Source organism: Faecalibacterium sp. An77, from assembly GCF_002161315.1.
In the GTDB taxonomy this organism is placed as follows: Bacteria; Bacillota; Clostridia; order Oscillospirales; family Ruminococcaceae; genus Faecalibacterium.
The window spans coordinates 40,193-56,335 of record NZ_NFHK01000016.1 but is presented as its reverse complement, the minus strand read 5'-3'; the positions used below and the strand labels follow the sequence as shown (position 1 = coordinate 56,335).

The following is a 16,143-nucleotide window of genomic DNA, read 5'->3' as shown; positions in this document are numbered from 1 at the left end:
CTTGTTCTTTCCACTACGGGCGCACTCCTGCAGCAGGCTAAGGTAGTGCTGCTTTTTTAATTTCTGATATTGATTGCTCATTTTTTACCCCTGCGAGACTTCTCAGATTTCTAAGACTTTTGATACTTTCTCTTATTTTCTCACAGGTCAGTACTTTTTTACAGTCGGGGGATTATGGAGCGCTTACAAAATAACCCCTGTCTCGCTCTGAGACAGGGGTTACATTGTATAGTTTTTTCTGCGTGTGCCGGGTTATCAATAGTCAGGCTATGCGGAACTTTGCATCGCACCGGGGCGCAGCCCCAAACGTAACGAGCGAGCACGAGCGGAACTGCCCCGCGGAACCGCCGGAGACCCGCAAACTTCATGGTACACAGTAAAATCCCCGCCCAAAAGATGGGCAGGGGTTATTTTTATGGACAGGGTTTCAGGGCATACCAGGCGAGAAAACCAAGCCATGAGAAACTTTGCATCGTACCGGGGCACAGCCCCAAACGTAACGAACGAGCACGAGCGGAACGGCTCCGCGGAACGACCGGAGACCCGCAAACTTCATGGTACCCAGTGAAAAGTCTTTTGCCTACTTTTCTTCAGAAAAGTAGGGGGAGAAGAGGGGGATTTCGGGGATGCGCTTTTTGCGCAGCAGGAAGACGGTGGGGATCAGGTAGATCAGGACGCTGACCAGCATGCTGGGGTCGTAGGTGCTGACCACCTCGCTGACGCCGCCCACGCCGTCGTACAGGCCCGACTGAATCAGGGCGGCCACGTCCTGGAACATATGCAGGAAAACCACCACCCACAGGTTGCCGGTTCGGAAATAGATGGCGCCGTAGAGCATGCCCAGAGCCATGGTGATGCAGCACTGGATCAGGACGCCCAGGGTGGCGCTGCCCAGCAGGTTCACCATGTGTCCCGCGCCGAACAATACGCCGGACAGGACCACCGCCTTCCAGACGCCGGCCCGGTCAGAGCCGAAATGTTCCAGCAGGGTCTGGGCGATGACGCCCCGGAACAGGGCCTCCTCAGCCAGGCCGATGAGGAACATGGTGATCAGAAAGACCACCACCCGCCAGGCCGCCTTGGGTACGGCGCCCTCCGGCGGTCCCACAATCCCCACGTTGAGGCTGAGGCTCAAACTCAGCATCACAAAGGGGAACATGCCCACCAGCAACCCGTCCAGAAATCCGGTTCCCCGGTGGGTCAGGACTCTCATTCGTCCGGTGCGCCACAGCAGCACCAGCGCCACCAGGAATCCGATCAGGTCGTTGACGGCCTGCAGCAGATATTCTTCCGTCATGAAGGGCCGGATCACTCCCTCCGGCGCCAGCAGAGCCATCAGAAAGGCAAAGAGGTTGAGTCCCAGCGCCATACATGCCATAAACAGGATGACGGACAAGAGACAGTACAGATACGGGTGATTGCCCCGCAGTCGTTTCAGCATTCGGTGTTCCTCCCGGATCAATCAGTCGGGGCGCGGCCGGGCCGTCCCCAGCCCCATTGTACCACAAACCATACGGGAAAAACAGACTTCACAGATTTTTCGCCCCTTCGGGATCAGGCCGGTTTTCCAGCAGGTCTTTCAGGGTGGCGCAGAGGATGCGGAAATCGATGGGCTTGGAAATATGGGCGTTCATGCCGGCGGCGGTGGTGGCCGCGATGTCCTCCGCGAAGGCGTTGGCCGTCACCGCCACAATGGGCACATCGGCGGCGTCGGGGCGGTCGGCGGCCCGGATTTTCCGGGCTGCCTCGCAGCCGTCCATCTGAGGCATCTGCATGTCCATCAGGATGGCGTCAAAGGCAAAGGGCGCCGACGCCAGGAACAGGTCCACCGCTTCCCGGCCGTTCCACGCCTGGAACACTTCCAGCCCGTTCATGGTCAAAATCTCGCTGGCAATCTCCATGTTCAGGACGTTGTCCTCCGCCACCAGGATCTTTTTCCCCTTGAGGGAGCAGGGTTCCTCCGGCTTTTTCTCTGCGGCGGGGGCGGGAGCCGGCTGGTTCTCCGCCGAGGCGGCGGCCGCCGTCAGGAAGGGCACCGTGATGGTGAAGGTGCTCCCCTCTCCCAGCTTGCTGTCCACATAAATCTGGCCGTTCATCTGGGTGACCAGGCTCTTGACGATGGGCATGCCCAGGCCGGTGCCCATCACCTGGCGGGAGAAGAACCGGGTCTCCCGGATATAGGGCTCAAACAGCTGGGGCAAAAACTCCTCCGACATGCCGATGCCGGTATCCCGCACCACAATCTGGTACTGGGGCGTGGGCGGGACGCCCATCTGGCGCACCGTCAGGGAGACGGTGTCCCCCTCCGAGGTGAACTTGAAGGCGTTGGACAGGAGGTTGTTCAGCATCTGGGTCACCCGGGTGCTGTCCCCCATGATCCGCTTGTCCTGAAGCTTGCAGCTGACCTGGAAGGTTTTCTTTTCCTGCCGGGCCTGGGGCCGGAAGGAATCGGCACAGGCCTGGATGCACTCCTCCAGATCAAAGGCCTGGTGGTTGAGGGTCATTTTGCCCTGTTCCATCCGGGACATTTCCAGAATATCGTTCACCAGGTCCAGCAGCTGCCGGCCCGAGTAGGAGATCTTGTCGGCGTATTCCCGCACCTTCTGGGGATCTCCGGCGTGCTGGCGCAGCAGGTCCAGAACCCCCAGAATGGCGTTCAGGGGGGTGCGCATGTCGTGGGACATGTTGTTGAAGAAGGACAGCTTGGACTTTTCGTTCCGGCGGGAGATGGCCAGGGTCTCCTCCAGCAGCTTCCGCTCCTGGATTTCCCGGCGCTTTTCTTTGTCCACTTCCCGGAAGCAGAGGACCGCCTCATCGGGGCCCAGAGCCTCGTCAAAGAGGACCCGGATGTTGATCCACTTTTCTCCGCTGTCGTACCGGCCCAGAAAATCGCCGCCGTAGTCCCGGATATGGCCGGCGTTCAGGGCCCGCAGGCTCTCGGAGGAAAAGCTCTTGCAGAACTCATTGACGGTGTCGGCGTCCATCAGGCCGCTGATGGCGGACACAAATTCCGAATAAGGACCCTCCCGGGCCAGACGGTCCCTGGTGTAGGGGGAACTCTTGATGATCTCGTAGGTGTCCTCCTCGTAATTGACCCGGAAAATACCATAGTAGGAGTTGCTCAGGACCCGGATGGTCTCGCTGGAGCGCTCCACCATGGAGTCCAGGCGCAGATTGTGCCAGATGGTCACCGCAAAGCCGATGATCCAGGCCAGCATAATCAGGATATAGATTCCTATGAACTGGGTCAGCTGGCCCAGCATCCGGTCCACCGGCACCGTGAGGATGACTTTCCAGCCGTTTTCGGTGTCGGCGTAGTAGATGCCCCGCCGCACCCCGTCCATTCCCAGCACAAAGGAGTCATAGCGGCCCACCTTTCCGTCCTGGATGGAGGCCAGCATCCGGTCCACATAGACCTGCTGCTGGCTGGCGTCCAGCTCGGTGCGGGTGTAGACGGCGCTGCCGCTGGTGTCGCAGATAAAGACCGAGGTTCCCTCCGCCGGGACCACGCCGCTGGGCTGGATGTTGAGATTTTCCGGGAAGATATCCAGCGCCACCACCGTGTCGCTGTGGAGGCAGGCCCCCACCACCGTGATGATCCCCCGGTGATAGATGGAGTCGGTATACACGTCGGTAAAGACTACTTCGCCCCGGTGCTCCATGGCTTCCTTGTACCAGACCGAGGAGAGATAGTCGTAGGTTTCGTCCCCTTCCCAGGGGTTGGCTGCGTAGATTTTGCCCTTGTACACCACATAGGGGTCCACCTGGTCCTGCCCCAGGATGGTCTGGATTCGGATGCAGTACTGGTTGATGCGGGAGATGATGTCCTCGTCCGAGTCCCCTTCCCCCATCCGGGCGTCCAGCATATAGGTGCCGTAGGAGATCAGGGCCTTGTAGGTGCTCAGGTCGCCGTCCACCTCTGCGGCATAGTGCTGGGCGGCGGACGTCTCAATGGTCTGGTGGTTCTGGAGCAGGACTTTCTGCAAAAAGGCAGAAAACACAATCCCCGCTGCAATCAGCACCAGGGTGGCAAAGAGATAATAGCGCAGTTTTTTCCACAGGTTGACCCACTTTTCCCGGTTGATTTTCCGGGGCCGGGCCGGTTTGTATTTTGAATACCACATATTACAGCTGCCCGATGGCGTCGGCCGCCCGGCGGTAGGCCGCCTCAATGGCGGGCATCAGGGCGGCGGCGTCGGCAGGCTTGTCCTCCCGCAGCAGGGCCACCTGACGGGTGAACAGGTCGTACAGCTCGGTCATGGACAGATTGCCGCACATTCCCTTCAGGGTGTGGGAGGCCGCCAGGGCCTGCTGCCAGTCTCCGGCCTCCACCGCCTGGCAGAGGCTGCTGTAGGTCGCATCTTCCAGAAAGCGCTTGAGAAACCGCTCCAGCAAAGCGTCGCTGCCCATAAAGCGTTCCAGAGCGTCGGCGGCCTGGATGCCGCCCCGGGCCAGATTGTCCAGTTTTGCCTGATCCATGGTTTAATCCTCCTTGCAGGGATGTTGGTAGAGTTTGGCCAGTTCTCCTTCCACCTGGAAGAAGCATTCCAGCAGACGGGGGTTGAAACTGCCGCAGTCGCCGCTGCGGATCATTTCCAGCACCTTTTCCCGGGGGAACGCGTCCTTGTACACCCGCTTGCAGCTGAGGGCGTCGTAGACGTCCGCCAGGGAGACGATCTGGGCCGCCAGGGAGATCTCATCCCCCTTCAGCCCGTCGGGATAGCCCCGGCCGTCCCACCGCTCGTGGTGGTGGCGGGCGATGTCCCAGGCGTAGGGATAGGCGCCGTTTTCCCGCAGCTGGGGGATCTGTTCCAGCAGGCGGGCGCCCTGGACGGTATGGCTCTTCATCACCTCGAATTCCTCGGGGGTGAGTTTGCCGGGCTTGTTGAGGATGGCGTCGGGCACCGCAATTTTGCCCACGTCGTGCATGATGGACCCCAGGGCGATCTGTTTGATCTCGATGGGGGACAGGCCATCGCCCAGAGGGGTATGGGTGAGCAGGTAGGTGGTGATATCGTGAATCCGGCGGACATGGTCCCCCGACTCCTCGCTGCGGAATTCAATGGCGGCGGCCAGGGCCTCGATCATGCCCTTGTTCAGCTCGATGATCTGTTTGGCCTGGGCCAGCAGGTCGGCCTGCTGCAGCTCCACCACATTGCTCAGCCGCTCCCGCGCCTGGAACAGTTCCACCACCGACTGCACCCGCCGCAGCACCATATAGGGGATGATGGGCTTGCCGATGACGTCCATCACGCCCAGGGCATAGGCCTCTTTCATCACCTCGCCGCTGGCCTCGGCGGTGATGAGGAACACCGGGATTTTTTCCAAAAGGCCGTATTCCTTGAGGCAGCGCAGCACCTGGATGCCGTCCATCTCGGGCATCATCACATCCAGCAGGATGGCGCACAGGTCGTCCTGCCGCTCCAGCACACGATCCAGGCCGGCCCGGCCGTTTTCGGCCGTATCGGTGTCATAATAGGGCGCGAACAGGTTCTCCAAGATCGCGCAGTTGATTTCGTCGTCGTCCACAATCAGCAGCAAGCCGCGTTCCGGCCGCACCGCTGCCTGCATGGCCTGGGTCTGTTCTGTATCCATGGTTTCGTTCCTTCCTATCCTCAGCAACCCGCAATCAATCGTTGCTCAATACATTATTATACCTGCTTTTCCAGCAAATTACAATTCAAAAGACAGAATCGAGCTTTAAAAATTCGCATTCCCGCCCAAACCCGGCCTCCGGGCCCCGCTCCCTCCCCCGCCGGGCAAATTTTGCCCCCTCTGCTCATAGATTGAAAGCAGAAACGGCCCGTTCCGGCCCAATGCAAAAGGGAGGTTTTCATCATGCTGCTGAGCCTGCTCCAATTTTTCTCCGCCCGCTTCCTCTACCTGGCCCTTCACCTGGAATCCGGGAGCTTTCCCCGCCCCCTGACTCCCCGGGAGGAGGCCGCCGCCTTTGAGGCGCTGCGGGAGGGCGACCCCGCCGCCCGGGAAAAGATCATCCGCCACAACCTGCGCCTGGTGGCCCACATCGCAAAAAAATACTACGCCCTCCCCGGCGACCAGGACGACCTCATCAGCATCGGCACCATCGGCCTCATCAAGGCGGTCAACACCTTCGACAGCACCCGCCAGGCCCGCTTTTCCACCTATGCCAGCCGCTGCATTGAAAATGCGACCCTCTCGCCAAGGCCCTTTTGGAGGACCTGGCTGGAAAAGCGGGGCGGATTTTCAGGCTCCCGCCGGGGTGGAGCTTCTTTGGACAAATTGCGCCCCGTATCTTCCTTTTGAGCCGCGGTAGGACCTTATTTGCACCTCTTTGCCTCCACTCCTTCCGCCTGTCTCCGGCCTGCCGGTTATCGGAAGCACGAAAACTCCATCACCTTGGCGGCAGCTATGCACAAGCAGTCACCGTCCCCGAACGGCTGCGGTGGCTCCGCCATCATTTTGGCCTGCTGCAGAAGGAAGCAGCTGCCCAGGCGGGCATCCCCCTTCCCCGTTACATCGACATGGAGACCGGCGCCTGCACCCACTACCCTGCCACCGTCATGGACAAGCTGGCGGCGCTCTATCAGGTACCAGTAGAGGAGCTGCTGGACGAGTATAACCTCTTCCTTTACAAAGGCCAGGCCCGTCAGATCATCGCCCTGCGGGAAAAGCTGGGTCTGAGCCGCACCGCCTTTGCCCGGCAGTTCGGCATCAGTGAGCGCTCCCTGCGGGCGTGGGAGAGCGGGGAGAAGGTTATCAGCAAGGGGTGTTGGGAGAGGTATTTTCAGAGATTGATGGGGATACTATGAGCTCTTTCCAGATTCCCTCCGCAAAGGCCCGGTGGCCTTGTTCCGTAAAGTGTACACCGTCGTATGCCAGGCCCACACCCCATGCCCCGGCGTCAGCAAAACGGACCCCCAGTCGCTCCGCCAGCGCTCGATACTGCACGGCCAGCTCCGCCGAGGCATCAATCAGGCGCTGCTCCTGCACCCACGCGCCGAAAGCCACCGGCGGCGGCGCGATGAGCAAGATTTTATCATGTTCCACCGTCAACCCGGCAAGGAAGCGCAGCATTCTTTGCGCTGTCTCTGACGGGGTACGGCCCTGCAGCAGGTCATTGGTACCCAGCATTACCATCAATAAATCTGTGTCAGCCGGAAAGGCAGGTGCCTGTGACGGTATCTCCCGGCCATTCATCCCCCAATTCAGGATCTCCCAGCCGGTCCGCCGGGCAAGGATGTCAACCCATCGGTCATCCGCACCATATCGCTCGCCGAGCCAGCCACGCGGGTCGAAACCATAGGTGTTGGAATCACCGTAGCAGATGACTTTCACCGCTTTCCTCCTTGTATCAGTTTCCCCCACACTTCACGGTATACATCGGTCGTTCGGTCATCAAAGCAGGCGAACAGGACCGTCATGCCGGCGTTCGGGTAAACCTTCATCCAGTCGGCAACCGTTTCGAGGGCGATCTCAGTCGCCGCCCGCAGCGGATAGCCATAAACACCGGTCGAAATGGCTGGAAACGCAATGCTGTGGATGTCATGAGCCCGGGCCAGCTCAAGAGAGTTCCAATAACAGCTGTGGAGCAGTTTGGCGTCCTCGGCTGCGCCGCTGTACACCGGGCCGACGGTGTGGATGATGTATCGGGCCTTGAGGCGATAACCCCCTGTGATTTTTGATTCGCCGGTTTTGCAGCCGTGCAGGGTGCGGCATTCTTTCAGCAGGTCAGGGCCGGCAGCCCGATGGATGGCTCCATCCACGCCGCCTCCACCCAGCAAACTATTGTTGGCGGCATTGACGATGCACTCTACATCCGCCTGGGTAATGTCTATGGTGCGAATCGCGATGCGGTTCTTCCCTGTCAAAGCCCGGAATGTATCGAACCGACGCAAAACCGCTCTCAAGTCATCGGGCAGGTACTGCCGGCATTTTTCTTTCAGCGCATCGGGGACGCCATAAAAGCCTTCCGCTATGCTGCCAGCAATGGCAGTCAGAGTGTCGCAGTCGCCGCCCAGCGAAACGGCCGTGCGGATAACATCCTCAAAACTCTCCCCCTCCAGAAATGCCGTGATGGCCTCGGGGACTGTTTCCATGCAGGACTCAACGTGATGATAAACCAGTCGTATCTCGTCACAGGTACGATCCAGCGCGTAGCCGAACTGTTTCTCGATGTAATCGCGAATCTCTGCTTTGCTGTGCCCGGTCCGTGCCAGGAAAATGGCACTGGCGGTCGCCTCTGCGCCCTTGATCCCCTCAGGATGATTATGAGTGACCACGGCAGACAGGCGAGCTGCACGACGCACCTCATCCAGCGCATCAAACAGCCATGCTGCCGAAGATACCCGCATGGCCGAACCATTGCCAAAACTGCCGTAGGGCCGTGGATCTTTCTCCCGCAGCCACTGTGAAAACCTGGCGCCATACCCGGCGTCAGGGTAGCGTGCGCTGTACTTTTGCATCGCATATACGACGTTTTCTTTCACCACCTCATCCGTGAGACCTGTGCCGCCGGTTTGAGCAAAGTGCCTACCACAGGCTTCAACGGTATTCATCAGTGCCTCGGCGACAGCCAGGGTCATGACGCTGTCATCGGTGAAGGTGGAATCTTTGGAGAAAAGCGGAAAATCCTTCGTCTTTTCACCCTGGTCAAACTCATAGGGGCTGCCAATGATATCTCCTAAAATGGCGCCATACATAAAATCGCTCCTTTTAACGATGTGTTTCATTGAGTGCTGTTCCACCTATTTCTCGATTGCTGTTTACAGAAATCGGTGTCTTATTCACAATTCATTTTATACTCAGCTATAGGCAATTCGGTCGATCTCTATTGCTATCATCTTTTTCGAATCCGATCGATCCAAGATTTCTTAAATGGAATGTCAAAAAACTCCCGTGCTTCCTCCAGGTTTATAACGATCCAATCGCGAGACTTATGAGGCTCTAACGTTTCCGGCAATTCTTTCAGGATGCGGTCTGCTTCCCAAGTAGCCCCAGCATTGTAACGCAATTCATTGGCTCGTTCGGAAATTTCAAAGGAGGAGCGGCTCGTCTGCCAGGCATTACGGATCGTTTCCATGACATAACGACCGGTTACTTTCTCACTGAAATAATCTTCAAGCGTCAGAGGCCGCACATAAGCCGGAAGATCACTTCCCGCGCACTCAGAAAAAATATCCAGCAACACTTGGGAAGAAGCCGCCAGAATATCGGGAGCACTTTCTGATGCATCGTCCTTTATTTCTTCCAGCAAATCAGCTACAATTGTCATCATCCGATGAAGGTATTCCCGGTAGAAAGCAGTCCCGATTTCACGCTGTACAGTGCGCACCACACTACTGCGCATCACTTCTGTGTTCGTTAGTCCTGCCTGAACACGGCAAATCACCGTGCGTCGAATCACTTCCGGTGCAACAGCTTTTACATCCTCATTGGCGCTGATCACAACAGCGGGATAATGCAGCAATCCTTCAGCTACGCCGAAATCATCATTTTTGATGGTTTCGATAGCATGTTGATTAAAGCGCGAATTTGTTAGATCATCAACAATAATAGGTGCACCCTTTACGGTATGTTTCAGCTTTTCAATACCGGAACGTGTAAAGTCAGGAGCTGAAAGTTTGGGTTTTTGCCCAATCATCATTTTTAGAAGCGTTTCCAGAAAACTGGTTTTTCCAGCTTTGCTTTGTCCGTAAACCAGGCCGAATACCGGATAAGGAAGCAGATTTTGATTATAACGGACCGCCATATCACGCATACAAGCCATAAACGGAGAACAGAAAAACCAGTTGGCAAACTCAAAATAACGCCGCTGCATACCAACAACATCACCATGAAATTTTTCATAGCCTGCCATATAGCTTAAAAAGAGTTGCACATCTTTGGCTACTTCTTCCTGTTCTGGATGTAAATCCAAATCGGTTCCATTGAGCCGAGCTACAGACTCATCAGGAAAAACTTCCAGTTCTGGATATTCGCTTTGGAGTTCTTTTTCTTTGGTTTTATTCACGGCAACTTGGCGACGGATTGTCTTTATTTTTTCTGGAGAAAGTAAAAGTTTTCCTTTTTTGTCCGGTTTTGGCACAGAAGGCGCCAGCTTGGCGGTCAGATTTTTAATATCCAACGCAAAGCGCACCTCTTCCCTTGCTTCTTCCACCGGTTGAAGTACCAACGCTTTTTTGATTTGAACCGTTTTAGCAATAGGAAGCTTATCCAGATTCTCTCCATCATCGGCAAAAAGCAAGGATTCTTTGGCTATTTGGTCCGTACTCTCATCCCGTAGCTGACAGTAACACTCCCAATACCAGTTATAAGCATCTTCATCATCCATATAGCAAATATTTTCCCGCTGGCGGCCACCAAAAGCCGCATAAGACAAATTTGCGGAACCCATAATCACACGTTTTCTGCCATCTGCCGCCGAAAGAAGATAAATTTTTTCATGAGATAGAACACTATGTGCCACATAGAGACGCAGTGTTCCCTGATCAATGCGGGAAACCAGATTAAGCTTTGTCTTACTTGCAGTTTCTCTTATACGTTCTACCATCTTGCATTGGTATGCCATTACCTCCTGTAAGGAGTAGGAAATCACCTCATCACAGCCGAAGATGATCTCTGCCTGCACAAACAGATCCAAAAGGCGGTAGACAAAGTCAATTCCAGAGGAGTATGTAATAGCATACAGTGTATCAAAGCCAGAAAAGAGATCTTGCCATGACATTGTCTCAACACCAGAAAATTTCATTTTCACGACATCAAGATTCCCGCTCTGTGACATTTCCATCTGCCCTTGTGCATCTTCCATCATACCGAACATAGATAGGTTTTCCATCATTTCCCGCCTTTCCGTTGATTTTTTATTTTTAGAGATAGGTAAAGCAAATTGAGCAAATCGTCCTTACCTGGACCAGTTCAGCGTTCCGCAGGAACGCGCAGCCGCAGAAAGAACTTCTGCGTTCAACTGGGGTTTGGGGCGTGCACCAACAAGTATCGTCTGGCAAAGTGGATAGCCAGGCGAATTGCTTGCTGAAACTTTGGTACCAGCAAGCACTGCTTGCCGCGTCACTTGAATCTATATGACATTCATTTCTATCGATCGATCTTTCATGCCTCCTCCGCAATAGGCTCACCTGGATCAAGCAAACCAAAGTATTTTTCAAAGAAAGTTTTCAGCTTTTCAATAACAGTTTGTTTCTTCTTATCTCGTGGACTCCCGCCGCCAAAACGTGAGACCGGAGGCATCATTTGATCTATATCTGTTCCAGTCGTTTTTAATACACCGTCACGGAACGCATTGGACACAAACTTACAGGTTTCTTTCGGTTTAAGTTTTTCTTCCTGGATGAGAGTCTGAATATCTTTTTGTCGCTGCTGGCGGACAAACTTCTGCCAGTCTACGCCGACATTGGTACTGGCGTTGATCGTCTCCAGGAACCGCTCGATCAATTCTTTCTTGGAACGCAGCTGCAGGCTGGAGCGGATGGCCTTATCAATCGCCACCAGGATTTCTTTATCCTTGCAATTGTCCTTGTGGTACTTCTCCACCAGCATCAGGATGTAGTCGATGTTGACTTCCACCTGCTTGACCAGTTCCATCTCAAAGACCACATCATCCATAATGCTGTCTTTGTCGCCGGGCTTGGGCTTGATCTCATCGTACAGGTCGTGGTATGTACCAGTGTAATCCTGGAAGTCAATTTCGGTCAGAATCTCATTGCCCACAAAGCAATCAAAGGCGGAGAGGATATTCCGCAGCCGCAGGATGTTGCCGAACAGGATGATGAATTCCTTTTTGTTCTGCTCTCCAATAATTGGCTGTCCCAGCGGGAAGCGCTCCATCAGCTCCTCAATCCGCTGCTTATACCCCTTCTGTTCCTTGCCCTTGTCGTCGGTGTAGCCAAAATAGTAATCTTCATAGGACTTCAGCAGGACGATGCCGCCCGCATCCTTATTGCCAAACAACGCGATGGCATCATTGGTTTCTTTTTCCAGATCCCGGAAACAGACAATATTGCCGAAGGTTTTGACCGAATTCAGGATACGGTTGGTCCGGGAAAATGCCTGGATCAGGCCGTGCATTTTCAAGTTTTTGTCTACCCAAAGGGTATTCAGGGTGGTGGCATCAAAACCAGTCAGGAACATATTGACCACCAACAGAAGATCCACTTCCCGCTTTTTCACCCGGTTGGAGAGATCTTTGTAATAATCCTGGAATCCCTTGCTGGAGCTGTCATAATTGGTCTTGAAGATCTTGTTATAATCATCAATGGCCATGTCCAGAAAGTCTCTGGAACTCTGGTCCAGCGCGTCAGTCTCAAACCCTTCTTCGGCCAGCAAGCCGTCCGCCGGGTCTTCCTCGTTGGACGCATAGGAAAAGATGGTGGCAATGGTCAGGTCCCGATGCCGCTGAGCGATCTGCTTTTTCAGTTCCAGATAATACTTTTTGCAGACAGGAATGGAACTGACTGCAAAGATGGAATTAAATCCATTCACCCGCTGACCTTTCAAGCTGTACCAGGAATTCCGCATGGTCTTTTGATCAAAGTGATCCAGAATATATGTTACCACTTCTGAGATACGTTCCGGCGAGGACAGAGCTTCCTCGGTGTCGATGGCGGTCACCTGCTTGTCCCGGCCGGTGTCCTTCTGTTTGATTGTGTTGATGTAATCAATACGGAAGGGCAGCACGTTGCCGTCGTTGATGGCGTCCACAATGGTATAGGTGTGCAGCTTCTCTCCGAATGCCTGGGCCGTGGTTTTCAGATTGGGGTTGCCGCCGCTGGTGGTATTCTCGGAAAAGATAGGAGTCCCGGTAAAGCCAAAAATATGGTAGTTCCTGAAATACCGGTCCACCTTGATGTTCTTGCCGCCCTTTTTGATGACGCCCCCTACGATGCGGGTGTGCATATCACCAAACTGGCTGCGATGGCACTCATCGAACACCATAACAATGTGCTTATCCCGGATGGGATGGTTCGAATTCTTGGTGATGAACACATCCAGCTTCTGGATGGTGGTGACAATAATCCGATACGGGTGGAAATTGCCCTTTTCGTCCCGGTCCTCCAGCTGGCGCTGCAGCACCGCGGTGCTGCGGTTGCCGTTGGCCGCGCCCTTCTCGAACCGGTCGTATTCCTTGATGGTCTGGTAGTCCAGGTCCTTGCGGTCCACCACAAACAGCACCTTGTCAATGTAAGGCAGAGCCGTGGCAAGCTGCGCCGTCTTGAAGGAGGTCAGGGTTTTGCCGCTGCCTGTAGTGTGCCAGATGTAGCCGCCGGCCTCCAGGGTGCCGGTTTTCTTGTAGTTGGTAGAGATTTCGATCCGGTTCAAAATCCGCTCGGTGGCTACAATCTGATAGGGCCGCATCACCAGCAGAAGATTTTCCGAAGTGAACACGCAATACCGGGTCAGGATGTTCAGCAGGGTGTGACGGGCGAAAAAAGTCTTGGTAAAGTCCACCAAATCCGGGATGGTGTGGTTGTTGGCGTCCGCCCAGTAGGAGGTAAATTCAAAGCTGTTGGAGGTCTTTTTGCTGCGGTTCCGGGCGGATTTGTCCTGCTCCCGGATGTGGCTGTCCCGGGTGGTATTGGAATAGTACTTGGTGTGGGTGCCGTTGGAGATGACAAAAATCTGCACATACTCATACAGCCCGCACCCCGCCCAGAAGCTGTCCCTCTGGTAACGGTTGATCTGGTTGAAGGCTTCTTTCAGCGCCACCCCCCGGCGTTTCAGCTCCACATGGACCAGGGGCAGGCCATTCACCAGAATGGTCACATCGTACCGGGTATCGTGGCTGCCGCCGCTCTCCTCATACTGGTTGATGACCTGCAAGAAGTTGTTGTGGATGTTCTTCTTGTCGATGAGGGAAACATTCATGGTTGTGCCGTCCTCGCGGGTGAGGTTCTGGACAAAATCTTCCTGGATCATCCGGGTCTTTTCCACGATGCCATCGTTGGCGTTGGCCAGCTTGGTCTTGAAAAAGCCGTCCCATTCCCGGTCAGTAAAACTGAAATGATTGAGCCTTTCCAGCTGGCGGCGGAGATTGGCCACCAGGTCCGCCTCGCTGTGGATGGTCACATATTCGTAACCCTGCTCCCCCAGCATCTTGATGAAGGCCGCTTCCAGCGCCGCCTCGCTCTGGTAGGCATCGGAGCGCTTGGTCTGGGGCTCGTATTCTGTTACTACAGTACTTTCGCTGGAGGACAGTACAAGGTTATAGGTGCTCATGGTTGTATTCCTCGTTCCGTACCCTTATTGGACAAAAAGATTATTGCATCTAGCCAAAGCATAACTTTCAAAAAATCAATTTTTTCATAATCTCGATGGGTTCTACCATGTAAAAGCCAATCCCTTTTCAGACGATCGCTCTCATTTTCGGAAAACTTTCCACCATAAAACATAGACAATTCTTTTGATTTTTCAAATCTTTTTATTGCAAAATAAACGGCAACTTCTTTTCTTTCCATATCTCCTAATTTTTTCTGTGCTGAGGCTTTATCCATAATCTTTTTTATTCGATTCGTAAAATTCGTAACATCCATATTTGAAACGTCTGCTAACACGCCGTCCATCAAAGCAAAGAGTCCAATACAAGCAAGCTGATAATGATTTTGTTCATAAGCCTCACTAATCTCGCGGAACAATGTATTGTACGGCCTTATCTGTTGAGCTGTCTCACATCTACAAATCAAATCATTTATTTTATCATCATCAAAATAGTAATGACTCACCACATCCTCAACATTATTTGAGTCGAAAATTTTCTCGACAAGTTCTAATGTCAATTCATCTGTAAAAACAATTTGACAATTTGCTAGCCTATCAATGGCTATAAGCCATTTAGCCCCATCTGCAATAATAGATAGCCGTTCAAAAAGCGTTTCAGGATCAATCTCACAACTATAGGAAAGCCGTCCCAAACTATTAGCAATATATTTCAACCCTTGAATTATACCTTTAGAATTATTAAAAGTTTCACTTTTCATTTAGAATAGTCTCTCTTTATTAAAGGTCAGCAGCTTATCCCGATAATACTCATATTGTTTTTGCCGGGCTGCAATTTCAGCGGGCAAACCGCTGGTCAGGTCGTTACAAAGGGCGTCAAAACGGTCGAGAATGGAAACAATGCGGTGTTGTTCGTCAAGAGGCGGAACTGCAATTTTAGCTTTGCTAATATTATCATTGTACAATCTAGCAATCGTTCCACCCGTCGAAACAGCCCACGGCTGAAGCTGGTAATAGTAATACAGATACTTATTTAAGACCTTGCTTTCATCATTATCCAACCAAACAATATTAGAATCCTGATAATAAGCAGGTTTGCCATCATAAATTACGGTTCTTCCTATTGTTCCAGCTGCTGAGATCAGCACGTCACCTTTTTTCGGAAAAGAATACTTTTCACAATATTCCTCAAACTTTTCTCTGGTTATATAAGCGTCCGGCTCTTTTCCAAAAGTTCCTATTTTAAAGAATGGAACTTCTCCTTGGCTGCTTGTCTCTGCTTTCATAATTCTCTTACACATAGAGACCTTGCCTATATCACCCAATGTCATCCAGACGACTTTATCGCCTTGTATTAGTAATCTATCTCGATAATACTCATACTGTTTTTGTCTGGCGGTTAACTCTACGGTCAGCTCTGCGGTCAACTCTGTGGTCAGCTCCGTGAAATGGTCCAGAATACGGACAATTTCACGCTGGATTTCCAAAGGCGGAATCGAAATTTTCAATGTTTTAAAATCTCCACCTGTCAACTTGGGTATGTTTCCATGAATCAATGATGTAACGTCTATGGTCTGTATATAGTGAAATAGATATCGAAGAAGAACGCCAGTTTTTTCCTCAATAATATGCGCGTGATTATTTACCCAAATTTTCCCCTCAGCCCAGGTTACAACTGGTGTTCCTGCTTTGGTTATCACACTTCCATCTTCTCCAACAAGAACAAACGTCCCATCGAAAATATAATCCGAAACATAATCTTGAATTCCGTTTGCTCCGTAATATCGATATTCTCCGGCTTCTCGTGCCGCTTTTGTAACAGGTTTTCTTTTTTTGTCAAGAATATTACAACATTCTTCAAGGTTTCTGCACTCCACCCCATCCGGGCAAAGCTGCTGGATCAATTCTTCAAGTTTGCTCATGTATGAGTCTCCT

Annotated in this window: 12 protein-coding genes and 1 pseudogene; 2 read left to right on the top strand and 11 right to left on the bottom strand. The window is 53.1% G+C overall.

All coding sequences use genetic code 11. The features are described 5' to 3' along the window. Nucleotides 1-580: 580 nt before the first annotated feature. From B5G28_RS07440 to B5G28_RS07425, 4 genes are all read right to left on the bottom strand, one after another. Entirely contained in the window at nt 581-1,441 is an 861-nt protein-coding gene (locus B5G28_RS07440; RefSeq protein WP_087247421.1) for a CPBP family intramembrane glutamic endopeptidase, read from the bottom strand. A gap of 88 nt (nt 1,442-1,529) precedes the next feature. Next, a complete protein-coding gene (locus B5G28_RS07435; protein ID WP_087247419.1) occupies nt 1,530-4,124 on the bottom strand; it encodes an ATP-binding protein in 2,595 nt (864 codons plus the stop codon). Nucleotide 4,125: 1 nt separating this feature from the next. Further along, nucleotides 4,126-4,479, bottom strand: a complete 354-nt coding sequence (locus tag B5G28_RS07430; protein WP_087247417.1) for an Hpt domain-containing protein — start codon at nt 4,477-4,479, stop codon at nt 4,126-4,128. Between the two features lie 3 nt (nt 4,480-4,482). Continuing rightward, nucleotides 4,483-5,595, bottom strand: coding sequence for an HD domain-containing phosphohydrolase (locus B5G28_RS07425; RefSeq protein WP_242967507.1), 1,113 nt, complete (start codon nt 5,593-5,595; stop codon nt 4,483-4,485). A gap of 243 nt (nt 5,596-5,838) precedes the next feature. Here B5G28_RS07425 and B5G28_RS07420 point away from each other — a divergent pair, with 243 nt between their 5' ends. After that, the gene (locus B5G28_RS07420; protein WP_087247415.1) at nt 5,839-6,285 is read left to right on the top strand and encodes a sigma-70 family RNA polymerase sigma factor; all 447 of its coding nucleotides are present in this window, start codon (nt 5,839-5,841) and stop codon (nt 6,283-6,285) included. Further along, the gene (locus tag B5G28_RS07415; RefSeq protein WP_158099598.1) at nt 6,282-6,791 is read left to right on the top strand and encodes a helix-turn-helix domain-containing protein; all 510 of its coding nucleotides are present in this window, start codon (nt 6,282-6,284) and stop codon (nt 6,789-6,791) included. Before B5G28_RS07420 ends, B5G28_RS07415 begins: the two co-directional genes overlap by 4 nt. Here the strand turns inward: B5G28_RS07415 and B5G28_RS07410 are convergent. From B5G28_RS07410 to B5G28_RS07385, 7 genes and pseudogenes are all read right to left on the bottom strand, one after another. Next, entirely contained in the window at nt 6,739-7,317 is a 579-nt protein-coding gene (locus B5G28_RS07410; protein ID WP_087247411.1) for a GDSL-type esterase/lipase family protein, read from the bottom strand. The two genes, B5G28_RS07415 and B5G28_RS07410, sit on opposite strands and share 53 nt — an antisense overlap. Further along, nucleotides 7,314-7,850 (bottom strand): O-acetyl-ADP-ribose deacetylase, encoded by a 537-nt coding sequence (locus B5G28_RS14825; RefSeq protein WP_204228831.1) that lies wholly within the window; start codon nt 7,848-7,850, stop codon nt 7,314-7,316. The genes B5G28_RS07410 and B5G28_RS14825 overlap by 4 nt, the downstream gene beginning before the upstream one ends. 96 nt (nt 7,851-7,946) lie before the next feature. Continuing rightward, nucleotides 7,947-8,681, bottom strand: a pseudogene (locus B5G28_RS14820) (ADP-ribosylglycohydrolase family protein); the annotation flags it as partial. 137 nt (nt 8,682-8,818) lie between these two features. Beyond that, a complete protein-coding gene (locus B5G28_RS07400; RefSeq protein WP_087247409.1) occupies nt 8,819-10,819 on the bottom strand; it encodes a phospholipase D family protein in 2,001 nt (666 codons plus the stop codon). 269 nt (nt 10,820-11,088) lie between these two features. Next, the gene (locus B5G28_RS07395; protein WP_087247407.1) at nt 11,089-14,211 is read right to left on the bottom strand and encodes a type I restriction endonuclease subunit R; all 3,123 of its coding nucleotides are present in this window, start codon (nt 14,209-14,211) and stop codon (nt 11,089-11,091) included. Beyond that, on the bottom strand, nt 14,208-14,969 hold the full coding sequence (locus tag B5G28_RS07390; RefSeq protein ID WP_087247405.1) for a hypothetical protein: 762 nt from the start codon (nt 14,967-14,969) through the stop codon (nt 14,208-14,210). The genes B5G28_RS07395 and B5G28_RS07390 overlap by 4 nt, the downstream gene beginning before the upstream one ends. Beyond that, entirely contained in the window at nt 14,970-16,130 is a 1,161-nt protein-coding gene (locus B5G28_RS07385; RefSeq protein WP_087247403.1) for a restriction endonuclease subunit S, read from the bottom strand. Between the last annotated feature and the right edge of the window lie 13 nt (nt 16,131-16,143).